The organism is Kitasatospora sp. P5_F3 (genome assembly GCF_054049135.1).
Genome location: NZ_JBFUMY010000010.1, coordinates 242,154 through 265,159, shown reverse-complemented (window position 1 = coordinate 265,159; position 23,006 = coordinate 242,154). Strand labels below are relative to the sequence as shown.

19 protein-coding genes are annotated in these 23,006 nt (G+C 70.9%); 8 read left to right on the top strand and 11 right to left on the bottom strand.

Features of this window, described 5'->3' with window-relative positions; all coding sequences use genetic code 11:
- Window positions 1–100 precede the first annotated feature (100 nt).
- Window positions 101–907: a zeta toxin family protein gene (locus ACXJMZ_RS09340; RefSeq protein WP_457029523.1), complete on the bottom strand. Its 807-nt coding sequence runs from the start codon at window positions 905–907 to the stop codon at window positions 101–103.
- A 335-nt stretch (window positions 908–1,242) separates the two neighbouring features.
- Between ACXJMZ_RS09340 and ACXJMZ_RS09335 the strand changes: the two genes are divergently transcribed.
- From ACXJMZ_RS09335 to ACXJMZ_RS09310, 6 genes are all read left to right on the top strand, one after another.
- A complete protein-coding gene (locus tag ACXJMZ_RS09335) occupies window positions 1,243–2,640 on the top strand; it encodes a glycoside hydrolase family 43 protein (RefSeq protein WP_457029510.1) in 1,398 nt (465 codons plus the stop codon).
- An 800-nt stretch (window positions 2,641–3,440) separates the two neighbouring features.
- Entirely contained in the window at window positions 3,441–4,889 is a 1,449-nt protein-coding gene (locus ACXJMZ_RS09330) for a non-reducing end alpha-L-arabinofuranosidase family hydrolase (RefSeq protein ID WP_457029509.1), read from the top strand.
- Window positions 4,890–5,069: 180 nt separating this feature from the next.
- Window positions 5,070–7,172 carry a ricin-type beta-trefoil lectin domain protein gene (locus tag ACXJMZ_RS09325; RefSeq protein WP_457029508.1) on the top strand — a complete coding sequence of 701 codons (2,103 nt, stop codon included), beginning with the start codon at window positions 5,070–5,072 and terminating at the stop codon, window positions 7,170–7,172.
- A 1,036-nt stretch (window positions 7,173–8,208) separates the two neighbouring features.
- The gene (locus tag ACXJMZ_RS09320; protein ID WP_457029507.1) at window positions 8,209–9,432 is read left to right on the top strand and encodes a hypothetical protein; all 1,224 of its coding nucleotides are present in this window, start codon (window positions 8,209–8,211) and stop codon (window positions 9,430–9,432) included.
- Between the two features lie 193 nt (window positions 9,433–9,625).
- Window positions 9,626–10,057 (top strand): DUF7144 family membrane protein, encoded by a 432-nt coding sequence (locus ACXJMZ_RS09315; protein WP_457029506.1) that lies wholly within the window; start codon window positions 9,626–9,628, stop codon window positions 10,055–10,057.
- 417 nt (window positions 10,058–10,474) lie between these two features.
- Entirely contained in the window at window positions 10,475–11,758 is a 1,284-nt protein-coding gene (locus ACXJMZ_RS09310) for a cation:proton antiporter (protein ID WP_457029505.1), read from the top strand.
- 42 nt (window positions 11,759–11,800) lie between these two features.
- Here ACXJMZ_RS09310 and ACXJMZ_RS09305 read toward each other — a convergent pair whose 3' ends face one another.
- The 5 genes from ACXJMZ_RS09305 to ACXJMZ_RS09285 all read right to left on the bottom strand — a co-directional run bounded on the left by ACXJMZ_RS09305 (window position 11,801) and on the right by ACXJMZ_RS09285 (window position 16,763).
- Complete coding sequence (locus tag ACXJMZ_RS09305; RefSeq protein WP_457029504.1) at window positions 11,801–13,492, bottom strand: SpoIIE family protein phosphatase; 1,692 nt, start codon at window positions 13,490–13,492, stop codon at window positions 11,801–11,803.
- 164 nt (window positions 13,493–13,656) lie between these two features.
- Complete coding sequence (locus ACXJMZ_RS09300) at window positions 13,657–13,887, bottom strand: hypothetical protein (protein ID WP_457029503.1); 231 nt, start codon at window positions 13,885–13,887, stop codon at window positions 13,657–13,659.
- A 248-nt stretch (window positions 13,888–14,135) separates the two neighbouring features.
- Entirely contained in the window at window positions 14,136–14,321 is a 186-nt protein-coding gene (locus ACXJMZ_RS09295; protein WP_457029502.1) for a DUF6011 domain-containing protein, read from the bottom strand.
- Between the two features lie 4 nt (window positions 14,322–14,325).
- Window positions 14,326–15,459: a PP2C family protein-serine/threonine phosphatase gene (locus ACXJMZ_RS09290; RefSeq protein WP_457029501.1), complete on the bottom strand. Its 1,134-nt coding sequence runs from the start codon at window positions 15,457–15,459 to the stop codon at window positions 14,326–14,328.
- Between the two features lie 89 nt (window positions 15,460–15,548).
- Window positions 15,549–16,763 (bottom strand): cytochrome P450, encoded by a 1,215-nt coding sequence (locus ACXJMZ_RS09285; protein ID WP_457029500.1) that lies wholly within the window; start codon window positions 16,761–16,763, stop codon window positions 15,549–15,551.
- Window positions 16,764–16,896: 133 nt separating this feature from the next.
- Between ACXJMZ_RS09285 and ACXJMZ_RS09280 the strand changes: the two genes are divergently transcribed.
- Entirely contained in the window at window positions 16,897–17,256 is a 360-nt protein-coding gene (locus ACXJMZ_RS09280) for an arsenate reductase family protein (protein ID WP_457029499.1), read from the top strand.
- A gap of 18 nt (window positions 17,257–17,274) precedes the next feature.
- Here the strand turns inward: ACXJMZ_RS09280 and ACXJMZ_RS09275 are convergent, their stop codons facing one another.
- Window positions 17,275–17,748, bottom strand: a complete 474-nt coding sequence (locus ACXJMZ_RS09275) for a pyridoxamine 5'-phosphate oxidase family protein (RefSeq protein WP_457029498.1) — start codon at window positions 17,746–17,748, stop codon at window positions 17,275–17,277.
- Window positions 17,749–17,799: 51 nt separating this feature from the next.
- Here ACXJMZ_RS09275 and ACXJMZ_RS09270 point away from each other — a divergent pair, with 51 nt between their 5' ends.
- Complete coding sequence (locus ACXJMZ_RS09270; RefSeq protein WP_457029497.1) at window positions 17,800–18,354, top strand: DUF1697 domain-containing protein; 555 nt, start codon at window positions 17,800–17,802, stop codon at window positions 18,352–18,354.
- 11 nt (window positions 18,355–18,365) lie between these two features.
- Here the strand turns inward: ACXJMZ_RS09270 and ACXJMZ_RS09265 are convergent, their stop codons facing one another.
- The 4 genes from ACXJMZ_RS09265 to ACXJMZ_RS09250 all read right to left on the bottom strand — a co-directional run bounded on the left by ACXJMZ_RS09265 (window position 18,366) and on the right by ACXJMZ_RS09250 (window position 22,926).
- On the bottom strand, window positions 18,366–19,328 hold the full coding sequence (locus ACXJMZ_RS09265) for a DUF1152 domain-containing protein (protein ID WP_457029496.1): 963 nt from the start codon (window positions 19,326–19,328) through the stop codon (window positions 18,366–18,368).
- 34 nt (window positions 19,329–19,362) lie between these two features.
- Window positions 19,363–20,025 carry a hemerythrin domain-containing protein gene (locus ACXJMZ_RS09260; RefSeq protein WP_457029495.1) on the bottom strand — a complete coding sequence of 221 codons (663 nt, stop codon included), beginning with the start codon at window positions 20,023–20,025 and terminating at the stop codon, window positions 19,363–19,365.
- A gap of 152 nt (window positions 20,026–20,177) precedes the next feature.
- Complete coding sequence (locus ACXJMZ_RS09255) at window positions 20,178–21,185, bottom strand: alpha/beta hydrolase (protein WP_457029494.1); 1,008 nt, start codon at window positions 21,183–21,185, stop codon at window positions 20,178–20,180.
- Window positions 21,186–21,666: 481 nt separating this feature from the next.
- Window positions 21,667–22,926, bottom strand: coding sequence for an ROK family protein (locus ACXJMZ_RS09250; RefSeq protein ID WP_457029493.1), 1,260 nt, complete (start codon window positions 22,924–22,926; stop codon window positions 21,667–21,669).
- Window positions 22,927–23,006 lie beyond the last annotated feature (80 nt).

The window sequence follows — 23,006 nt, the reverse complement described above, 5'->3', positions numbered from 1 at the left end:
CGGCCCGGCCGCGCCGTGCGGCCCACCGAGTTCCGTACGTGGTCTGACGACCTGGGCGGGCATCCCGGCCACCGGCTTCGGCCCGAACCGTAGGGCGCCTTCACCGGGCGGGGACGGGCAGCGCGGCCACCGCAGCGGGGGCGTCCAGCGGGCGCGGCCGCAGGGTGGCGGGCATGAGCGGGAGGGCCAGCGCGCCGATGGCGACCAGGTCGTCGCGGTACTGCGGCATCGCGGCGTGCAGCTCCCGCTGGACGGCCCAGAACCTGGCGGCCTCCTCCTCGGTGTAGGGACGGGCCCGCTCCGCGAGCAGAGCCAGCGCCGCAGCACGGTGTCCGGGCCGGCGCCCGCTGCTGGTGCGTCGGCTGCTGTGGAGCGCGCTGGTGTCGCGCCGCATCACGGTGACCTGGTCGACCGCCGCCAGCTCCTCGGCGGCCGCGACGACGTCGGGCAGCACCCGGTAGTGCGCGTCGTGGCCGCCGGCGGTGGTGAACCGGCCGGGTACGCCGAGCCGGGTCACCCGGGCGTAGCGGTGGGCGGTTCCCTGGCGGGAGTCGGCGGCGCGTACGGCCAGGACCAGCAGCTCCACCCGGTAGCCGGCCCGCCGGAACTTGTGCGCCTCGGCGGCGAACTTCGCGGGGTCGGCGGGGGTGGTCTCGATGACGGGGTTCCCGCGGCGCTCGCGGACGTAGCCTCGGCCTGCCAGGCCCGGTAGTCGGCGCGGATCGGCTCCGAGGCGCGGCGCGGGTCGGTGCGCAGCAGCTGGAGATAGTCCGGGTGCAGGACCTTGAAGTCGTCGCCGGCCCAGGTGCACCGGCCGGTTCACGCTTCGGTGGACCAGGTGGGCGGCCCGGGTCTTGCCCGCGCCGGGCTTGCCCGTCCGGGACGACGGATCGGGTCGGGCTGCGATTCCCGGCCAGGCAGCGGGACGACCTTGCGCGTGACCTTGACGCGCTACTCGGGCTGACCCATAGTGATGGCCACCGAGCCGCCTTCATCTAACGCATGACCTCGCCGACTGGATTGTTAACGCTAACATTCAGTCCCGCTTCCACCGTCTCCGCACCCCCGCTGGGCTGGGCTCCACGGAACTGGCAGCAACCTCCCGCCCCGGGACGCAACGTCCGCGACAACCCGCGGGACCCGTTGCATCCCGTGGTCCGGGGCGCCCCGCCCAGCACTGCGACGGTGCATGCCGTGACTGCCGAGAACGGCCGCCCACCCCTCACGCACCCTGGAGCGCAAATGAACGCAACAACCGGCCCCGGCCCCCACCCGTCGCGCCGACTGTTCCTCGGCATGGCCGCCACCGTCCCGCTGGCCCTGAGCGGCACGCTGGCCCTGGGCGCGCGGCCCGCCTACGCTGCCGACGCGGCCTACGTCATGGGCTACTTCACCGAGTCCGCGACCATGCTGGACGCCAACTACGGCCTGCACCTGGCCGTCAGCACCGACGGCCTGCGCTGGATGCCGCTCAACCAGAACAACCCCGTGGTGACCCCGACCGCGGGTGCGGGCGGCCTGCGTGATCCGTTCATCATGCGCAAGCAGGACGGCACCTTCGTCGTACTCGCCACCGACCTCAAGGGCACCGACTGGGGCTACAACAGTCAGTACATCCACGTCTGGGACTCCGCGGACCTGCGCAGCCTCACCGGCTACCGACGCCTCAAGCTGCACGACATGGTCACCCACAGCTGGGCGCCCGAGACGTTCTGGGACGCCGGCCGGGGCCAGTACGGGATCATCTACTCGTCCGGCAACGCCAGCGGCCACGGCGTGATCATGGTGAACTACACCACCGATTTCCAGACGGTGTCGTCCCCACAGGTTTTCTTCGATCCCGGGTACGACATCATTGACGGCACTCTGGCCGTGGGCGTCAACGGCGTCAACTACCTTTACCACAAGAGGGATGAGACCCTGGTCGGCGCGCGGTCGACCACCCTCAATCCGGGCAGCTTCACGCCCTTCAGCACGGCGGTCGCCCACGGCGGCACCGAGGCGCCGACCCTGGTGAAGTCCCTGTCCTCCGGATCCTGGTACCTGTGGGGCGACTCCTACACGCCGAACGGCGTCTTCTACGCCTGGCAGAGCAACGACCTTGCCGCCGGCTCCTGGATCCCGCTCGACCAGCGCCTCTACACCCAGCCGCTCAACTCCAAGCACTGCACCATCGCGACGATCACCACGACCGAGTACGACAACCTCGTGGCGAAGTGGGGCAGCCCCGCCTGGAACCGGCTGAAGTCCTACAACTACCCCGACCGTTACGTCCGTCATGCCAACTCCGTCGGCCGGATCGATGTCTACCCGTTCGACCCGTACACCGACTCGCAGTGGAAGCTCGTGCCCGGCCTGGCCGACAGCGCGGGTGTGTCCTTCCAGTCGGTGAACTTCCCGACCCGCTACCTGCGGCACTACAACTACGAACTGCGGCTGGAAGAGAACGACGGCACCGCGATCTTCGCCGCGGACGCCACGTTCCACCGGACCGCCGGACTGGCCGACTCCGCCTGGTCGTCGTTCAGTTCGCACAACTTCCCGACGCGCTACATCCGGCACACCGGCTACGTCCTGCGCATCGACCCGATCTCCACCACCACGGACAAGGCCGACGCCACCTTCCACGTCGGCTACTGACGGAGGGTCGGCTCGGGCCGTTGGCTTCACGGCCGTTGGGAAACGCCGGCCTGGTCCCTTCGGGGTGAACCCGGGAGTGCTCCCAGCGGTCCGGTGCTTCGGTCTCCTGTCAGTAGTAGCTCCCCCAGCGGGACGGTCGCGGTGCAGACACCGTCGGCGCCGGTGGTGCAGGTGGCACCCACGGACGTGTTCGGGGCGGGGCGCAGCGATCGGCGCTGTCTCCTGCGGTGCGCCAGTCATCCGGCGCCCGCGGGAGCCGCGTGTGGGCCAGACGGGCTACCCCCACGTCCGTGCTGTGCTGCCGGATCCGTGGGAGTCCGCCGTCACTGGCCACAGCTGATCTGCCGTGCGCGGGGGGAGGTGCACCGTCCGAGCGGCTGGTGCACGTGCACCGTTGTCACCGCGACCGCCTGCTGCGCGGTCAGTCTTCTGCCCGCCCCGGCCGCCGAAGCCTGTGAGCGCTCACGTCGGTCTCGTCAACAACTCTGACAGGACAGGATTCTGATGACGTGCCAGTAACGGCCAGGTTGCGGCACGGTACTTGACGCCCTCTCGCGCCCCGTGGTTTTCTCCCTGCACACGCCGGATGTTCGACTTTCAAGTTGTTAGCGCTAACAACGCGCCGGAGACCCGGTGCCCCCACCCCGCAGGGGTCACGTCATGCCGCCGCCTCGGACGTGTCGTGCCCGACCCGCACGCACCGACAAGGACCGGCCCCTGCCCAAGTCGCCCCTAGGAGGGTGCAGATGAACGCTCTCGGTACAGCTCCACGAACCTCACGGCGAGGATGGCGGCCGCGGATGGCCTCCCTGCTGTCGATGGTCTTCGTGGCCGGCTTCCTGGCAATGGTGAACCCGTCGTCGGCCTCGGCGGCCTCGGTCGACACCGGCAAGTGGTACGTGCTGGTGAACCGCAACAGCGGAAAGGCGCTGGACGACTACAACTTCGCCACCGCCGACGGTTCGTCCGTCGTCCAGTGGACCCGCTCCAGCAACGAAGCCCAGCAGTGGCGCTTCCTGGACTCCGGCAGTGGCTACTACCGGCTGCAGAACCGGAACTCCGGCAAGGTGCTGGACGACTACGGCTGGTCCTCGGCCGACGGCGCCGACGTCGTGCAGTGGAGCGACCTCAACGCGACCAACCAGCAGTTCCGCCTCGCCGACTCCGCCGACGGCTACGTCCGCCTCCTGAACCGCCACAGCAGCAAGGCACTTGAGGTCCAGAGCGCCTCCACCGCCGACGGCGGCAAGATCGTCCAGTACGCCGACTGGGGCGGCAGCAACCAGCAGTGGCAGCTCGTCCCCGTCGCCGACGTCGCCACCGGCACGTGCGCTCTTCCGTCGACCTACCGCTGGACCTCGACCGGCCCGCTGGCGCAGCCGAAGGCAGGGTGGGCCGCGCTCAAGGACTTCACCAGCGTCGTCTACAACGGCAAGCACATCGTCTATGCCACGTCGCACAACACCCTCGCCGGTAACGACGGGCGTTGGGGATTGACGAGCTTCAGCCCCTTCACGAACTGGTCCGACATGGCCACCGCCACCCAGAACACGATCCCCTTCGACGGCATCGCGCCGACGCTGTTCTACTTCGCCCCGAAGAACCTCTGGGTGCTCGCCTACAACGGGGGTTGGCCCTACAGCTTCTCCTACCGCACCTCGAGCGACCCCACCAACCCCAACGGCTGGTCCGCGCAGCAGGAGCTGTTCACGGGCACCCTCCCGAAGGGGGGCCCCCTCGACGTGACCCTCATCGGCGACGACACGAACATGTACATGTTCTTCGCCGACGACGAAGGCGGCATCTACCGCGCCGGCATGCCCATCGGCAACTTCCCGGGCACCTTCGGTTCTTTCACGAAGATCATGAGCGACACGCCGCTCAACCTGTTCGAGGCGCCGGAGGTCTACAAGGTCCAGGGTCAGAACCGGTACCTCATGATCGTCGAGGCCCAGAACTACACAGGGTACGGTCGCTACTTCCGCTCGTTCACGGCCACCAGCCTGGACGGCAGTTGGACACCGCAGGCCGACACCGTGACCAACCCCTTCGCCGGCAAGGCCAACAGCGGCGCCACCTGGACCAACGACATCAGCCACGGCGATCTGGTCCGCATCAACCCCGACCAGACCAAGACCATCGACCCCTGCAATCTGCAGTTCCTCTACCAGGGGCGCGACCCCGGCACCGACGGCGGGGACTACGGCCTCCTGCCGTACCGGCCGGGCGTGCTGACACTGCAGCGCTAGCCGATGGCGTGACACAGGTCCGACTCCAGTGTTCGTGACGTTCGCGGGCAGCGACGTACGCCGAACCGGGTGAGCGTCACAGCGAGCGATCAGGCGCTCGACCGGCTCGGCAAGCCGTGCACTGCTCGACATCTCGACCGCCCTTCGGTGTTCGGTCGTGTGCCTTCGGAAGGAACTCTCATGCCGCTTCAGCAATTCGCCCCCCGAACAAAACGCCTGGGCCGAGCCGTTCTCGTCCGCACCGCGGTGCTCGCGATGGCTGCCGGTGCTCTCGCCGGCCTCCAGTACCAGCCGGCCACCGCACTGGACCGGACCGAAACGGTCGCGGTGACGTCCAACCAGATCGCCGTACCGTCGGCGCCGATGGGCTGGGCCTCGTGGAACACCTTCGCCGCGAACATCGACTACAACGTGATCAAGGCGCAGGTCGACGCGTTCGTCGCGGCCGGACTGCCGGCCGCCGGGTACAAGTACATCAACCTCGACGAGGGCTGGTGGCAGGGCACCCGCGACAGCCAGGGCAACATCACCACCGACGAGTCCGAGTGGCCCGGCGGCATGAACGCCATCGCCGACTACATCCATAGCAAGGGCCTCAAGGCGGGCATCTACACCGACGCCGGCAAGGACGGCTGCGGCTACTACTACCCGACGGGCCGCCCGGCCGCGCCCGGCAGCGGCAGCGAGGGCCACTACGAGCAGGACATGCTCCAGTTCTCGAAGTGGGGCTTCGACTACGTCAAGGTCGACTGGTGCGGCGGCGACGTCGAGGGCCTCGACGCGAAGACCACCTACCAAGCCATCAGCGACGCGGCCGCGAAGGCGGCGGCCACCACGGGCCGCCCGCTGGCCCTCTCGGTCTGCAACTGGGGCAAGCAGAACCCCTGGAACTGGGGCGCCGGCACGGCCGCCCTGTGGCGTACCAACACCGACATCATCTTCCACGGCCAATCGCCGTCGTGGGACAGCATGCTCGCCAACTTCGACACGAACGTGCACCCCTCGGCCCAGCACACCGGCTACTACAACGACCCGGACATGCTCATGGTCGGCCTGGACGGCTTCACCGCCGCCCAGAACCGCAGCCACATGAACTTGTGGGCCATCTCGGGCGCCCCGCTCCTGGCCGGCAACAACGTGGCCACGATGAGCACGCAGACACGTGACATCCTCACCAACCCCGAGGTCGTCGCGGTCGACCAGGACCCGCGCGGCCTCCAGGGCGTCAAGGTCGCCGAGGACACCACCGGACTGCAGGTCTACGGCAAGGTCCTGTCCGGAACCGGCAAGCGGGCGGTCACCCTGCTCAACCGCACCTCCAGCGCGCAGAACATGACCGTCCGCTGGTCCGACCTCGGCCTGACCGCCGCCTCCGCCACGGTCCGCAACCTCTGGACGCGCTCCAACGTGGGCAGCTTCGGCACCAGCTACACCGTCTCCGTCCCCGCCAAGGACTCCGTGATGCTCACGGTCACCGGCGGCACCGAGGCGGCGAGCTCCACCTACGAGGCCGAAGCCACCGCCAACACCAAGGGCGGCTCCGCGGCCAACGCCACCTGCGCCAACTGCTCCGGCGGCACCAAGGTGGGCAACGTCGGCAACGGCGCCGCCAACACCCTCCGCTTCAACAACGTCACGGCCGACGCCACGGGCACCAAGGTCATCGACATCGCCTACACCAACGGCGCCAACGCCGCCCGTACGGCCGTCCTCCAGGTCAACGGACAGCAGGCCACCACGGTGTCCTTCCCGCCGACCGGTTCCTGGACCACGCCGGGCACCGTCTCGGTCGAGGCTTCCCTGGCCAAGGGCTCGTCGAACACGCTGACGTTCTCCAACTCCTCCGCCTGGACACCGGACTTCGACGCCATCGAGGTCCGCCCGCTGCCCGGCGCGAACGGCGCCCAGGTGGTCGGAGCGCAGTCGAACCGCTGCCTCGACATCAACAACTACACCATCATCAGCGGCACCGACGCGCAGCTGTGGGGCTGCAGCGGCGGTGAGAACCAGTCGTGGAACAACACCTCCCGCAAGCAGCTCGTGGTCTACGGCAACAAGTGCCTGGACGCCTACAACGGCGGCACGGCCAACGGCACCAGGGTCGTCATCTGGGACTGCAACGGCCAGAGCAACCAGCAGTGGAACGTCAACGCGGACGGCACCATCACCAACGTGGGCGGCGGCCTCTGCCTGGACGCCACCGGCGGCGGGACCGCCAACGGCACCAAGCTGGTCCTGTGGACCTGCAACGGCAACAACAGCCAGAAGTGGGCCCTGTCGTAGTACGACACGACAGGGTGAGCAACTGTCAGACGCTCGGCCCAACGCCGGCTCAACGAAGAAGCATTGACGACCAGTTAGATCGTTTCCGAGTCCGAGACTGTCGATCCCACGAAGACTGTGGACGACCACCGGGATGACGGGGATGGGACAGGGGCCGATGGGTTCCCACCGGGCCAGTCTGGCCCGGTGTCCCAACCTCCAGCGCCTCAGTTTCGGGAAACGATCACCCGCCCAGCGGGAAGTGATCTTCAGGCGGTGCCTCGCGGTCCTGGTCACCACCACTCGTGAACACCCCCACACCCCCACTGATCAGCACAAACGCCACTGGCCACCAGGGTGTAGGGGTCGAGTCCGGTCAGCGCCCTCCCTCGCTGGCGCGCCCGCGTGGTCCTACCGCCCGACCGCGTAGCCTCCGCCCTGGGAGCCCCGCAGTGCCCTCGCGCCGTCCAGGTCGGTGGCGCTGCGTAGTAGCCGACCTGGACGGCGCGGGCGGCGTACTCATCACCGTTCAGTGCTTCTCGCTGCGTCTCATCGTCAAGGGCTCCGCGTGTGCACCGGTTGTGAAATGATCTTCCTTGAAGCTTGCATTGCCGCAGGTCAGAGGCATGTTCGATCAGAACTAAGACCTGTAGGAGTGCCTCTGACCTGCGGAACTGAAGGCTGCGGGCCTGGACAACTCCTGACAGCTCGTGCTCGACACCGTCGCGCATGGTTCTTCGTCCAGTCGTATCCGGTTGGGCCCTGTGGATCGCCCGCTCGATGCCGTTGCGATCTACGAACTGACGGCAGCCCTGTCCCTGTCCGGGACGGCGTGCGAACCGGGTGGTGGGCCTCCAGGCGAGTCGCTCGGGAGATGTAGCCCAACGTGCGGTGGCCGTTGCGGTGAGTCCCAATGGACGGTGAGCGGCAGCCCGGCCGCAGTCGCCCCTGGAGTGTCATGAGCAGCCCGTCTCAACCGCCGCCGCCCGATCAGACACCGCCACCCGTCCCACCCGCGAAGAGCCGGACGGTTGCCTCACGCACCGGTCGGATCGCGATGAGCACCGTGTCGGCCGTGCTGATCACGCTGACCTGCATCCTCGTGCCGATGTCCCTGATCACCGTCTGGGTGCACGACATCGTGCTCGACACCGACAGGTACGTCTCGACCGTCGAACCCCTCGCGTCGAATCCGGCGATCGAGGCGGCCGCGGTGAACCGCATCACCAAGGCGGTCGACGTCCGGGTGAACGGCAACGAGGTGACCTCGGACGTGGCCGCCTGGCTGCAGTCGCAGGGCCTGCCGCCAAGAGCGGTGGCGGGGATCAAGGCGTTGGGCCCGAAGCTGGACGAGGCCGTCGACAGTGCGGTCGAGAAGGCTGCGACCCGCTTCGTGCAGAGCGACAGGTTCGAGACCATCTGGACCGAGGCCAACCGCGCCGCGCACAACGCGGTCGTGCACGCGCTCACCGGCCACGGCCGGGGCGCGGTGGAGGTCAGCGGCGGCACCGTCACGCTGGACGTCGGCACCGCCGTGGAGACGGTCAAGCAGGACCTCGTGGACGCCGGCCTCACTCCGGCGGAGAAGATCCCCGCAGTCAACAAGCAGATGGTGCTCTTCCAGTCCGACAAGCTGGAGAAGATCAGGGGTGCGGCCCACGCGCTCGACGTTCTCGGCAACTGGCTGCCCGTGCTCACGGTGGTGCTGGGCGCGATCGGGGTGCTGCTCGCCCGTCGGCGCCGCCGTGCGCTGGTGACCACGGCCCTGGGCGCGGCCGGAGCGAGCCTGATCCTCGTCGTCGGGCTGGTCGTCGCACGCCACTACTACCTCGACCACCTGCCCGCGCAGGTGCAGTCGCCGGAGGCTGCTGCGGCGATCTTCGACACGCTGCTGCGCTTCCTGCGGGTCAGCGCACGCACGGTGATCGCCCTCGGCGTGGTGGTGGCCCTCGGTGCGTACCTGTCCGGCTCCGGCCGCCTGCCGCGCGCTGTGCACGGGAGGGCGGACCGGATGGCCGACTCCGCCGCACGCTGGGGCGGTGCCCACGGGGTCCACACCGGACGGGTCGGCACCTGGACGGACTCCTACCGGCGCTGGATCACCCTCGGCGTGCTTCTCGTGCTCGCGTTGGTTCTTGCGCTGTGGAGCTACCCGACGGTGCTGACCGTCCTGCTGCTGGTGCTCATCCTCCTCGCCGTCCTGGCTGTGATCGCACTGCTGGCCGCCACCGGCCGGACCGTCGAGCCGCCCCGGCCCACCGACCACGTGGACGGGAGGTAGGCCGTCCTGTCGACATCCGGCAGGCCCGGTGCGGGTGGCGAAGCAACCCGACTGCAGAGCCACTGATCCGAGTCGCCTGCGGAATGGGACATCCGGAAGTGCTGCCCGGCTTCCACCGTGGCAGCCTGGATACGGAGCCTCCGACCAGGTCGCCCGATGCGGCGACGCGGTTGTTCTCGAAGGAGCCCGAACAATGGCCAGCAACGTCAGCGCCACACCGTCGAGTGCCCCTACTTCCCGAAGGCCGTTCGCCACCGGCTGGACCGTCTTCGCCGCAGTTCTGATGATCTTCGGCGGCACCATGGCGATATTCGAGGGGATCGCCGCCATTGCCAAGGACGACCTGCTCGTCGTCACCCGCAACTACGCCTTCCGGATGAACACCACCGGCTGGGGCTGGATCCACCTCATCCTGGGCGTACTGATCGTTCTGACCGGTGTGGCCCTCTTCAGTGGCGCCGTCTGGGCACGTATTGCCGGTGTCGTCGTCGCCGGACTCAGCATGATCGCCAACTTCCTGTGGCTGCCCTACTATCCGTTCTGGGCCCTCGTGCTGATCGCCATCGACATCTTCGTGATCTGGGCCCTGTGCGCCGGAACGACCAGAACATCCTTGCAGGATTGATGCGCCGCGCCCGCCTCGCCCTCGCAAGGGGGTGAGCATTGAGGTAATTCCATCCCAAGAACTGCGGTTTCAGGATGGAATTACCTCGGCGCTTCGCCAGACGGCAGGGATTCAATGGAACTCATCCGACCCGACCCGATGTGAGTCGCTACTGCTCGGCGCCAGCGCCAGTTGGACCTTCCCGTCCTTACCTCCCGTCGGCTGGGAGGAAGTCCCACCAGTCGACCGCTCCGGCGTTTGGCCGACCCCAGAGCTCGCCCCCTGGTCGGCTCGGCGTGGGTCGCCGTTCATTGGGCCGACCGGGCCGGGCGGGTTGGAAGCAGGGTCACGTAACACGGGTCGGCGGCGACGTAGGGTAAGTCTTCGTGTCTCTGCGTGAGGCGAGAAGGCGTGCATGGGGCGCTGGCAGGAGTACGGATGAACGGCTGGGCGGTCGTGGTCGCCGGGGGTGTGGTCGTCGGTTACGGGGCGCTGTCGCGGCGCCTGTCGACCACGGTGCTGTCGGGGCCGTTGGTGTTCATGCTGTTCGGTTTGGCGATCGGTCCGCTGGGCCTGGACCTGTTGGACCGGGCGAAGGACCCCGAGGTCACCCGGACGCTGTTGGAGAGCGCGCTGGTGCTCCTGCTGTTCGCGGATGCGGCGACGATCAGGGCCCGGGACCTGCGCCGGGAGGAGTTCCTGCCGCTACGGCTGCTCGCGGTGGGCCTGCCGGCCACGATGGCGCTGGGGTGGCTGGTGGCCTGGCCCCTGCTGCCCGGCCTGAGCGTGGGGGAGCTGGCCCTGGCCGCCGTCATCCTTGCGCCGACGGACGCCGCGCTCGGGCAGCAGGCCTTCTCCAACAAGAAGGTTCCGCCGCTCGTCCGTGGCGGCCTGACGGTCGAATCCGGCCTGAACGACGGTCTGGCGCTGCCGTTCTTCGTCCTGGCCCTCGCGGCGGCGGGCGAGGGCCACGGCCATCCGGGCGTGGCCGAGACGTTCGCGCGTGCGCTGCTGCTGAGCAGCGCGATCGGACTCGCGGCCGGCTGGAGTGGGGCGCACCTGCTGCGCTGGTCGCTCGCCCGAGGATGGAGCAGCTCCGACTGGCGGCAGTTCCTGGCGCTCGCCGTTCCGGCGATCGCCTACGCGCTGTGTGTCGCGGCCGAGGGGAGCGGCTTCATCGGCGCATGGGCCGCCGGCCTGGCCTTCGGCATCCACCTGCGCCGCACACCCGCCGACCGAGGCATCCCCGCACAGGACTCGGATCCCGCGCAGAACACAAGGTTTACCGAACGGCTCGGACTCCTGCTCGCCTCGCTGAGCTTCCTCGTCTTCGGCGCGGTCATCCTGGGACCGACACTCCAGCACCTGACCTGGCGGACCGTCGTCTACGCGCTGCTCAGCCTCACCGCCCTCCGGATGCTGCCGGTCGCTCTCGCACTGGTCGGCACCGGTCTTCGAGCCGCCTCCGTGGCCTACATCGGCTGGTTCGGTCCACGCGGGCTCGCCTCGCTCGTGTTCGGCCTGCTCGCCCTCGAAGAGCACCTACCCGGAGGGACCTTGCTGAGCGAGGTCATCGCCGTGACCGTGGGCCTGAGCATCGTCCTTCACGGAGCCTCGGCACCCTTCCTGGGAAGCCGCTACGGCGAATGGTTCACCAGGACACTCCGGGTGGAACCGAACCTGCGGGAGAACGCACTCGCCCACGACGACGCGCCACGCTGAAGGACTCGAGGCCCTCTCAGCAACTGCGCTGTTGCCGGCAGCTCACTGGGACTGCCGGAAGCGGGCGGCCAGGATGGCGATGTCGTCCTCGGTGGGGGTGCCGGGGGTGGTGAGCCGGTGCAGGGTGTGGTCGACGATCTCGGTCAGTGTGGTGCCGGGGACGACGCGGAGGGTGGTGAGGCGGTCGAGCGAGACGTCGATGTCCTCGCCCCGGCGTTCGATCAGGCCGTCGGTGTAGAGCAGCAGGGTTCGGCCGGGCCCGCAGGGCACCGTGAGGGAGGTGTGCCCGCCGAGGCCGACGCCCAGTGGCGGACCGGTGGGCAGGTGGAGCAGGCGGGTGCTGCCGTCGGCCTCGATGACGGCGGGTGGCAGGTGACCGGCGCTGGCGTAGGTGCACTCGCCGCGGACAGGGTCGGCGAGGACCAGCAGGCAGGTTGCCGGGCGTTCGGCGGCGGCCTCGGCCATCAGGGCGTCGAGGGCGTCCAGGATCAGGTGCGGGGCCGGTTGCTGACGGGCGATCACCTTGAGCATCGAGCTGTAGTGGCTCATGTCCACGGCGGCCTGCACACCGTGGCCCATCACGTCGCCGATCACCAGCAGGGTCCTGCCCTGCGGCAGCGCGATCGCGTCGAACCAGTCCCCGCCGACCAGTGCGCTGGCTCCCGAGGGCAGGTAGCGGGTGGCGATGTCCAGGCCCGGGTGCGGCCGTCCCGGTGCGGCGAGCAGTGCCTGCTGGAGCTCCAGGGCGATGTGGTGCTCGGCGGTGTAGCGGCGGGCGTTGTCGAGGGCGATCGCGGCCCGGCGGGCCAGGTCCTGCGCGGTGGTGACGTCGTCGGCGTCGAAGGCCGGTGAGGTGGCGGCCCGGAGCAGGGTGACGGTGCCGACCGGCTTGTCACGGCAGGACAGCGGGACCACCAGCGCGGAGTGCAGACCGCCGGCCCGGTAGGCGTCGACCCGGTCGGGGGTGGGGGCGGCCCGGCTGAGTTCGGCGTCGGTGAAGACGTTGTCGACCATCGGACGGCCCGACTCCAGGCACCGCTGGATCGAGGACCCTGGCTGGTAGTCGACGTACTCGCCGGGCGCACCGAAGCTGCGGACCCGCTCCAGCAGTCCGGGGGTGGCGTCCATCCCGGCCCGGCGCAGCCGCAGGGTGCCGGGGGGCACGGGGCGGGCGCCGGGGTCGGCCTCGTGCGGGAAGACCTCGACGGTCGCGGCGTCCGCGAGCCCCGGGACCAGGAACGCCGCCAGTTCCTGGCAGGTGGTGTCCATGTCGAGGGTGGTGCCGATGACCGTGGCCGCCTGGTCGAGAACGGCCAGCCGGGCCCGGGCTCGCTCCAGGTTGCGCTGCTGCTCCTGGGCGTCCGTGACCTCCACCAGGATGCCCACCAGGCCGATCACCAGGCCGGCCTCCTCGATCCGGTGGTAGGCGGCGTGCCAGTACCGGCGCTGCCGGTCCGAGCCGGCCAGGGTGTGGCCGCTGGAGGTGATCTCGCGGGGGATGCCGTCCGCCAGGATCTGCCGCAGGATGTCCTCCCGCGCGTCGAGCGCGGGCAGCACCTCCCTGACGGGGCGTCCGATGTGCTCGGCCGCGGCCAGGCCGTTCATCCGCGCCAGGGTGGGGTTGACGTACTGGAAGCAGAGCTCGGGGTCGAAGACCACCACTCCCGCCTCGGTACCGTCCAGCAACTGCCGCAGCAGGTCCTGGGTGCGGCGCGAGGAGGCGTCGTCCAGCACCCTGCGCCCTCATTCCTCGCGCTCCGCCTGCGGTCACCGCCCATCATGCGATGCCCCGGCGCCCCCTGCACCCGCAACCGGTCGCGCCGCCCCGGCCGTCGGCGCGGCGGGCGGCGAACCAGCGAGCGAACCGGCGAGCCGACCGGCAGCGGGTCAGTGACAGGTCAGAGGTGGTCCCGCAGGTAGCCGGAGAGCTTCCGCGACCACTCGGCCAGCTCGTCCCGGCGCATCCTCCCCTCGCACAGTGCCTCGGCCTGGGCGTCGGACAGCCGGTCCCCGCCCGGCTGCTCCAGCAGGCGGGACATCTCCCGCAGGACACTCGCCAGCCGTTCCGCATCGGTGTGGCTGAGCATCACGAGCGCATCGGTGTGGCTGATGGCCATCGAACCGGGCATCGCGGCCTCCTCTCGGTGGGCCCCCGTCCACGGTACGACCGCTCCCCCGGGCGTCGCTTCCCGAGCCGGCCCGGCCCTCGCGCCGAACGGTGCACGAACCGAGCGGCCGCCCGGGTGAAAGGACGTTTCCCCTGGTGGGGGCGGGCGTTTGGCATGGCATGACGAAGACTTGGAAGTTCCTCATCGCCACCGTGCTCACCGTCGGAGTGGTCGGCCTGGTCGCTGCCGCCCGTGCCCGGGAGTGACTCTCAGAACAGCGGGTCCTGCTCGCCGGGGAGGACGTGCGTGCCGTCCTCGGGGCCCCGGCAGCCCGGGCCGAGCCGGCGGATCCGGGACTCCGGGTCGTGCAGCGGACGGCCGCAGCGGCGGCAGCGCAGCAGGCTCGGCCGGTCCGGGAGGATCGGCGGGATCAGGGCGGAGTCGTCGGGCTGCACCGGGTCAGTCTGACGGAGCGTCGGACCCGGGACCAACCGGGGTCAGCGCCAGGATCGCGAGGTCGTCGGTGAGCGGGCCGCAGCGGGTCCGGACGTCCTCGTCCAGGGCGGCGACCAGGTGCTCCGGGTCGGTGCCGGGGAGGGCGGTGAGGGTGGTGAGGCGCTCGGCGACGGGATAGAAGGCGCCGGCCGGGTCGCGGGCCTCGCTGAGACCGTCGGTGTAGAGCAGCAGGGTGTGGCCGGGCTCCAGGGTGAAGACGACCGGGGCGGCGGGGGTGGCGAGGCTGAGGCCGCCGAGGCCGAGCGGGAGCTGCTCGGGGGCGTCCACGGCCCGGACCCCGGCGGGGCCGATCAGCAGCGGGGCGTGGTGGCCCCGGTTGACCAGCAGGCAGCGGCCGGTCCCGGGGTCGTGCTGGAGCAGGGTGGCGGTGGCGAAGAGTTCCTGGTCGTCGCGGTCGCCCGCGACCCGTTGGAGCTGACGGTCCAGCAGGTCGGCCAGGTCGTCGAGGTGTTCGGCCTCGTGGGCCACCGCGCGGAACGCGCCGAGCAGGTCGGCGACGGTACGGACGGCGTCCAGGCCCTTGCCCCGGACGTCGCCGAGCAGCACCCGGGTGCCGTACCTGGTCTCGCAGATCGAGTAGAGGTCCCCGCCGATCGGGACTTCGGCCTGGGCCGCCCGGTACAGACCGGCGGTACGCAGACCGCCGCTGCGGGGCGGCACGGGGTGCAGCACGGTGCGTTGCAGTGCCTCGGCGACCGAGCGGACCTGGACCAGGTCGTGCTCCTGCCTGTTCCGCTGCCAGGACAGCACGGTACCGAGGACGCCGGCCAGCGCGGTGGCGAGATAGATCCACACGTGGTGCTGCTCGGTGAGGTGGCCGACCCGCTGGGCCATCGCGCCCTGCAGCGCCACGGCGCCGACCGTGCTCAGCGCCACCGCACCGGGGCCGTAGCCGAAGGCGACCAGGACCGGGAGCACGGCCAGCGGGAAACCGGCCGCGATGTGGGCGGAGGCGACGTACTCGGCGATCAGGTCGACGGCCACCAGCAGCACCGGCAGGGCCCTGACCCAGCGAGGGGTCCGGACCCGGCTGAGCGCTCCGACCGGAGCGCTGGCGGGCTGGCGCGGCGTGAACACAGTGGACCTCCGAGGGCATACCGCTCCATGGTCGCCGACGGGAAGGCCCGGCGCAGTGGACCAAAGTCCCGTACGTCCCGGCGGAAGGCTCAGCGGACGGTGACCGGCAGCGTCCGGTACCCGCGCAGGACCAGCCGGCTGCGGCGGGTCGGCGGACCGGCCGGGGCGAGGCCGGGGAACCGGTCGAGCAGGGCGGGCAGTGCCACCGTGGCTTCCAGCCGGGCGAGTTGGGCCCCGAGGCAGAAGTGCGGGCCGCCGCCGAAGCTGACCGGCTGGCTGTCCGTGCGGCGGGGGTCGAACCGCTCCGGGTCCGGGTAGCGGGCCGGGTCGCGGTTGGCGGCCCCGAGCAGCAGGTGGATGCCGGTGCCGTACGGGGTCGGGACACCGCCGACCGCGAGCTCGTCGCTGAGCGAGATCCGGGAGGTGACCTGCACGGGCGAGTCGTACCGGAGCACCTCGTCGACCAGGCCGCCCGGGGTGACCTCCCCCGCCCGCACGGCGGCCCGCTCGGCGGGGTGGTCGAAGAGCAGCGCCAGGCCGTTGCCGAGCAGGTTGGCGGTGGTCTCGAACCCGGCGGCCAGCAGCAGCACCAGATTGGCCAGCAGCTCCCGCCCGGACAGTCGCCCGTGATCGGCGGCGGCCTGGACCAGCGCGCTGACCAGGTCGTCGGCCGGCTCGGCCTGCCGCCTGGCCGCCAACACCGTGAAGTAGTCCGCGAGTTCGTCGGCGGCCGCATCGGCCGCCGCCAGCTCGGGATCGGACGCGATCAGCTCCAGCGCGGCCGTCAGGTCGTCGGCCAGCGGCCGGAACCGGGCCCGGKCGGCCGCCGGGACACCCAGCAGCTCACAGATCACCCCGACCGGCAGCCGGTAGGCGAAGGCGTCCATGAAGTCGACCGGGGAGCCGTCGGCGCCGGCCTCGGCCAGCTCGCCCAGCAGCCCGTCGACCGCGGCGACCACGGCGGGCTCCAGCGCGGCCACCCGGCGGGCGGTGAACACCGAGGCGATCAGCGAACGCATCCGCCCGTGGTCGGGGGCGTTGGTCTCCAGCATCGACGCGCCGAGCAGCACCTTGGAGCTGTGCTCCAGATAGCCGTCCTCCCAGCGCTCGCGCAGCGCCGCGTCCGGGACGTGGAAGGCGGTGGAGCGGAGCACCTGGTTGACCTCGCGGTGGCCGGCCACGAGCACCATGTTCAGCCCCGCCTCGCTCACCGGGCCGAGCTCATGCGCCCGGGCGTAGAGCGGGTACGGGTCGGCCCGGCCCTCCGCGCTGAGCAGCCGTCCGATGATCTCCTCGCCGTCCATCCCCCACCCCTCCCGCAGGCACTGCCCCAGTCAACCCCCCGCCGGGCCGCGGAGTTCCCCTCCTCGGGACCTTCGGGACGGGCCCTCGGCCTCGCCGTCGTGAATCGACGCGGGGTCTTAGTAGGCTGGCCGGATGGAGATCTGGATCAACCCGCGCTGCGGGAAGTGCCGTAGCGCGCTCGGCGAGCTGGAAGCGGCCAAGGCCGAGTACACCGTCCGCCGCTATCTGGAGGACCCGCCGAGCGTGGCCGAGCTGGAGCAGGTGCTCACCCGGCTCGGGCTCGAGCCCTGGGACATCACCCGGCTGGACGAGCCGGTGGCCAAGGAGCAGGGCATGAAGCAGTGGAGCCGGACCGAAGGCGACCGGGGCCGCTGGATCGCGGCGATGGCCGAACACCCCATCCTGATCCAGCGGCCGATCATCACGGCCGACGACGGTCACGCGGTGGTCGCCCGGACGCCGGAGGCGGTGCGCGCCGTCCTGTCGGGCTGACCCCGAGTCAGCTCCGGGTCAGCTCCGCCGGACCGTCCGCACGTCCTCGCCCGGCCGCCAGGAGCGGATCACCAGCTGGTCGTCCTCGACCTCGGTCAGCACCACCTCGGTCGGCTCCAGCCGGAAGGCGTGGAACGGTCCTGGCGGCGGTGCCGACGGGAGCTCCGCGACGTACCCGCTCAGCTCGATCTCGTCGGTGAGCTCGTGGGCCAGGCCGGAGATCTTGGCGTCGCCGCCGGCCATGGTCGGGTCGGAGGGGTTGCTGTGCAGCGCGAACCGGCCGTCCCGGCGCAGGTCGAGGGCCTTCAGTGCGCCGTACATCGAGCCGATGGTCAGATCCGCACCCATGAACTGCACCTCGGTGCCGCTCACCCGGGGCGCCCCGCCAGTGCGCAGGGTGGCCAGCACATGGTGCCGGTTCGCCTCGAACCGGGCGCGTACCGCGGGCGCCAAGTCCGGGGCCTCTCGTTCGAAATCCTGCCAGGTCGTCATCCGACCAGTGTCCCAGCGACCGCTGACAGTGGCTGCTGCGACACTGGCGCCATGACCGGGACCACCACGTACATCGCGTTCCTGCGGGCCGTCAACGTCGGCGGGCGGACGGTGAAGATGGAGCCGCTGCGGGCGCTCTTCGCCGAGCTCGGGCTCGACGACGTGCGCTCGTACATCCAGAGCGGCAACGTCTTCTTCACGACCGACGAGACCGACCGCGCCGCGCTGACCGGCCGGATCGAGCAGCACCTGGAGCAGGCCCTCGGGTACGCCGTCCCGGTGATGCTGCGCACCGTCGAGGAGGTGGCCGAGCTGGTCGAGTCCGACCCCTTCGCGGGCATCGAGGTCACCCCGGAGGTCCGGCTCTGCGTGGTCTTCCTCTCCGAACCGCTGCCCGCCGACCTGGAGTTCCCGGTCCGCTCCCCCAAGGGCGACTGGGAGATCGTCTCCGCCACCCCGGGCGCCGCCTGCACCGTCCTGCACCTGCGCGACGGCCGGATGAACACCAACCCGGCCACCATGTTCCCCAAGTCCTACCGGGGTCAGGGCACTTCGCGTTTCTTCCACACCACGGTGAAGATCCTGGCGGCTGCCCGGAAGGCTTAGACCGGCCGGTCTCAGTGCGGGAACGTCCGGGGCGGCCGCTGCTGCGGCAGGGTGTCGCGGAACTCCTCGATGGCGGTGCTGATCTGACGCATCAGGTGGGTGCGCTCGAGCCGGTCCAGGTAGCGGTTGCGGGCGGCCAGGGCCTCGACGGTGACCGAGAAGTACAGGGTCATCAGCGGGTTCACGAAGAGCTGGGCGCCCTTGGTCCGGTCGGTGAACCGGACGTCGCCGAACTCGCCACGCAGGGCGGCCGCGACCGAGCCGTGGACGATGCTGGGGTGCTCGGGGAAGGCGGCCCTGGCGTGTTCGACGGCGTCCAGGTAGAGCCGGCCCTCCCGGCTGTCGCGGGGCAGTGAGAAGGCGCCGAGGTAGCCGCCCGCCCGGTCGAGGGCGGCCAGGTTCTCCAGCACCAGCGAGTGGTTGACGCCGTGGTAGGCGTCCACGCCGAAGCCCAGGCAGCTGACCAGCCGGACGGGTATCTCCGGCATCCCGGCCACCGCCGCCAGGCTGGCCATGTCCTCCTCGGGGGTGCCGAGGCCGGCCTCGTCGCCGCACATCAGGATGTCGGTGCCGCCGTCCACCAGCACGATCGCGTCGATGCCGAGGTGCGCGCAGAGCGCCCGGTAGGCGGCCCGCAACGGCTGGACGCCGACCGAGCCGAACGCCCAGACGGTGTCGGGCATGCCGTGCACCCGAAGCCAGCGGGCCAGGGTCCGCTCCGGGAAGTACGGTTCGGCCGAGCTGGTGTCGGGGCGGATTTCCGCCACCTCCTGCTCCAGCCAGACCCCGGCGTCCAGGCCGTAGAGGTGACTGAACGACAGGTTGGCCAGGTGGACTTCACGTCCGGCCGCGCGCAGCGCGAGGGCCAGCGGCAGACCGGCGTACACGTCGAAGCCGCCGCCCGCCCCGGCGATCAGCACCTTACGGGCCTGGCCGAGACGGGTCAGCAGCTGCGGTTCGAAGAACGGAGGCATCCGTGGACGTTATCAAGCCAACTGCCGGTCCCGGTCAGGACTGCGGGCCCCAGAGTTCGTCGGTGCACCGGGCGTAGGTGTCCCGCCAGTGCGGCCAGTGCCGGGCGGTGGAGTCGTCGCAGTCGGCCAGTAGCCGGTCGATCTGCACCGGGTCCACCCCCTCCAGCAGCCAGACCAGCGCGTCCGAGGTGTTCGGCCCGTCCGCCGCGCGGAGCAGGTCGAGCAGCTCGGGCAGGGTGCCGATCCGCGATCCGGCCGGGAAGATCCCGTCCAGGCGGGGCAGCAACTGCCGCTCCTCGATCCGCAGATGGGTCTCCAGCCTGGCTGCCAGCTCCTCCACCGCGTACGCCACCGACCAGGCGCTGGCCGGGTCCCTGGTGGCGATCCGGACCAGCGTGGTGATCCGGGTGAAGGAGTGGTCGAGGTTGTGGTGGTCGGACTCCAGCCAGTTGAGCAGCAGCCGGAGTTCGGGGGCGAAACGGCGCAGCAGCGGCCACAGCCGGGTGTCCTGCTGCTCGTGGTGGCAGGTGAGCATCGCGGTGAGGAAGTCCCAGTGCCGCTGGACCGCCTCGGCGGTGGCGGTGTCCTCGGGCTGGAGCAGCCGCAGGGCGTTGGGCAGCCGAGTGAGATCGCGGCGGAGCGCGGCGTACACCAGACGCAGCCCGGCGAACGGGATCGCCTCGACGGCAGGCTGCACCTTGCGCCCCTCGCCCGGCTGGGCGGGGACCTTGGGAGATCCCGCGCCCCCCCCCCCCCCGGCTCGGGTCTCCAGGGTGGTGACAGCCCATCAGAGTCGAATCAATGTCTGATTGACGTGCAGGTCAGCGGCCTGCCGCCGCTGACGGGTGGTCAGTCGTGCTCCGGCCCGGCCAGGTTCTTGGTCAGCCACTCCAGGGCGGCCGGGATCATCTTCTTGAAATCCGTGGTGAGGTGCTTGCCGCCGGGCTGCTCGTAGTACTCGACGGTGGTCGGGGCCGCCGCCTTGGCGACCCACGTCTTGACCACCTTGAGCTCGTTCGGGTTGGCCCCGCCCGCGGTGGCCAGCATCCGGACGTCCGCGCCCTTGGTGATCAGCTCGCCGGGGCTGTTGGCGAGGCGCTCCGCCTCGTGCCCCTTCCAGAGCGGGGAGTCCGGGTTGAAGTAGCCGTCGATCGGCACCGCGACCTTGAACACGTCGGGGTGCTGGAGCGCCAGCTTGGCGCTGCAGAACGCGCCGGTGGAGGCGCCCATCAGGCCCCAGCCGTCCCGGCCCTTGACGGTACGGAAGTTGGCCCGGACGAAGTCCGGGATGTCCTCCGCCATCCAGGTGCCGATCTTCGGCTGGCCCGGGATGTCGCTGCACTCCAGCGCCTTGGCCTCGTTGGTGTCCAGGTTCTGCACCGGCATCACCATGATGAACGGGTGGGCCTTGCCCGCCTTCGACATCTCCGCGCCGATCTCCTGGATCGGCAGCTGGTTGTCGGTCCAGGTGTTGTAGTTCGCGCTCTGGCCGCCCGCGTACAGGGTGAGCACCGGAAAGCCGGTCTTGGCGTACTTCGGGTCGTTGTACTCCGGCGGCAGCCAGACCCAGACCTTCGCGGTGACTCCGGACTTCGCGCCGGTCAGCGTGGTCGCCCTGATCGGCCCGGCCGCGGTGTCCCGGATCTTCTTGAACTCGGCCTCCGGGCCGGTGGGCATCAGCACCTTGGTCGGCTTCGGCGGCGTGCTGCTCTTCGCAGCCGACGGCGCGGCCCCCTTCGCACCGTCGGCGGCCGCAGGCCGGTCCGAGCCGGCCTCGCTCCCGCAGGCCGCCAGGCCCAGGGCGAGCGCGAGCACGCTGACGACGGACAGGGCGGTACGGCTGCGCTTGAACGGCAAGGTCTCTCTCCGACCGGTCTCTCGTCCGGGCGGACCGGCCAGGACGGTGGCCCCGAGGTGAGGCCGGGGCGGGGCACCAGAGGTACCGGCCCAGGTCAGCGTCACGGCCCGAAGGGGCGAGTGCGCCGTCCGGAATCCTACGACGCAGGTGCGGGGAAGGCCGGTTGCGATCTTTCGCCCCCACCCACTGACATCCCGTCATCCGACGGGGGTGGGCCCCCGCCGGACGGCGGGCCGCGGACCTCCGGCGAGGCCATGACCAGCCCGTCCGGCGTGCACGAACCGGTCCTGGCGGCCTGTGTACGGCTCTTCGCCCCGGCACCGGCCGACGGCCGGTGGGCGTCAGCGTGACCACTGTCACACCGCTCGACGGTGTGTCAGACAGGCTCAGGCCGAGCGGCGGTTGAGGGGTGGGTGAAGGAGCGGTGTTGGAGGTGCGTGCCCCGGCGTCGCGACGACGCCCCCCAATGGCCGGTCGGCCTCAGAGCAGGCCGAGCGCGCTGAACGGCTCGGTGATCACCTGTTCCAGCACCGGCACCGCCGAGGACCGGACCAGCGTCCGGGCCCCGAACACCGCCGGGACGATGTCGTCGGCGACGGCCAGGCCCCGGTGGCTGCGGCGGCCGACCTCGGTGCGCAGCTCGTCCAGGTACTCGTCGGCGACCAGGATGCCGCCCGCCAGCACCACCCGGCTGGGGTTGATCAGGTCCACGATGGTCGCGACCGCGCGCCCGACCCGGCGGGCCCGGGTCCGCAACAGGTCCTGCGCCTGCTCGTCGCCGGTGCCGGAACCGGCCGGCCGGGCCGCCGCGACCAGCCGCTCCAGGGCCAGCGCGGCGCCGTCCGCCGGGTCGTCCGGGATCACCCCGAGCTCGCGGGCCCTGGCCACCAGCGCGGTGTCGGAGGCGGTGGCGTTCAGGCAGCCCGCGCCGCAGACCGGGCAGCGCACCGCCTCGGGGTCGTCGGTGGCGAGCAGGTGCTCGATCGCGCCGGCCGCCGCACCGGGGCCCCGGTGCACGGTGCGGTCGACCACGATCGCGGCACCGAGCACGTTGCCGATCATGACCAGCACGAAGTCGTCGACCTCGCGGCCCGCGCCGAACCACAACTCGGCCCGGGCGATGGCGCGGACGGTCTGCTCCAGCACCAGCGGCCCGGGCAGGCTGTCGGCCAGCAGGGCAGGCAGGTTGACGTCCCGCCAGCCGAGCGGGCCGTGCTCGACCACCCTGCCCCTGGCGCCGTCCACCCAGCCGCCGATGCTGACGCCGGTGCCGACCAGGCGGCGGCCGTCCAGCTTCTCGGCCAGGAAGGCCCGGACGGCGCGGCCGGCCTGCTCGGTGATCCGGGCCGGCGAGAGGTCGGGCAGCTCGTGGTGCGGGAGTTCGCGCTCGGCGATCACGCTGCCGTCCAGACCGACCAGCCCGAAGGTGGTCCGCAGCAGACCGATGTGCAGTCCGAGCGCCACGATCCGGTCGCCGTCCACCCGGAGCGGCACCCGTGGGCGGCCCTGGGTGGGCTCCACCGGGGCGAGCTCGTTGAGCAGCTCCACCTCCATCAGGGAGGCGGTGAGCTTGGTGACGCTGGGGGCGGACAGCCCGGTGTGCCGGGCGATCTCGGCCCGCGAGACCGGGCCGTGCGCGAGGACGGCGCGCAGCACCGCGGAGGCGTTGCCCTGCCGCATCAGCTGGGCCCGCTGTCCTGCCGTGACCAGGCCCTGGGGCCGGCCCTCCCGGTTCTGCACGATGACTGCCTCCTTTCGGACACTCTAGCGAGGCCGACCGGGGCTTCCGGCCGCCGAACAGGACCGGCCGGTGGTTGGAG

Coding starts and splice junctions, on each gene's coding strand:
- ACXJMZ_RS09335 (WP_457029510.1), top strand. CDS start 1,243: ATGAACGCAACAACCGGCCCCGGCCCCCACCCGTCGCGCCGACTGTTC.
- ACXJMZ_RS09330 (WP_457029509.1), top strand. CDS start 3,441: ATGGCCTCCCTGCTGTCGATGGTCTTCGTGGCCGGCTTCCTGGCAATG.
- ACXJMZ_RS09325 (WP_457029508.1), top strand. CDS start 5,070: ATGCCGCTTCAGCAATTCGCCCCCCGAACAAAACGCCTGGGCCGAGCC.
- ACXJMZ_RS09320 (WP_457029507.1), top strand. CDS start 8,209: ATGAGCACCGTGTCGGCCGTGCTGATCACGCTGACCTGCATCCTCGTG.
- ACXJMZ_RS09315 (WP_457029506.1), top strand. CDS start 9,626: ATGGCCAGCAACGTCAGCGCCACACCGTCGAGTGCCCCTACTTCCCGA.
- ACXJMZ_RS09310 (WP_457029505.1), top strand. CDS start 10,475: ATGAACGGCTGGGCGGTCGTGGTCGCCGGGGGTGTGGTCGTCGGTTAC.
- ACXJMZ_RS09300 (WP_457029503.1), bottom strand. CDS start 13,887: ATGCCCGGTTCGATGGCCATCAGCCACACCGATGCGCTCGTGATGCTC.
- ACXJMZ_RS09280 (WP_457029499.1), top strand. CDS start 16,897: ATGGAGATCTGGATCAACCCGCGCTGCGGGAAGTGCCGTAGCGCGCTC.
- ACXJMZ_RS09275 (WP_457029498.1), bottom strand. CDS start 17,748: ATGACGACCTGGCAGGATTTCGAACGAGAGGCCCCGGACTTGGCGCCC.
- ACXJMZ_RS09270 (WP_457029497.1), top strand. CDS start 17,800: ATGACCGGGACCACCACGTACATCGCGTTCCTGCGGGCCGTCAACGTC.
- ACXJMZ_RS09265 (WP_457029496.1), bottom strand. CDS start 19,328: ATGCCTCCGTTCTTCGAACCGCAGCTGCTGACCCGTCTCGGCCAGGCC.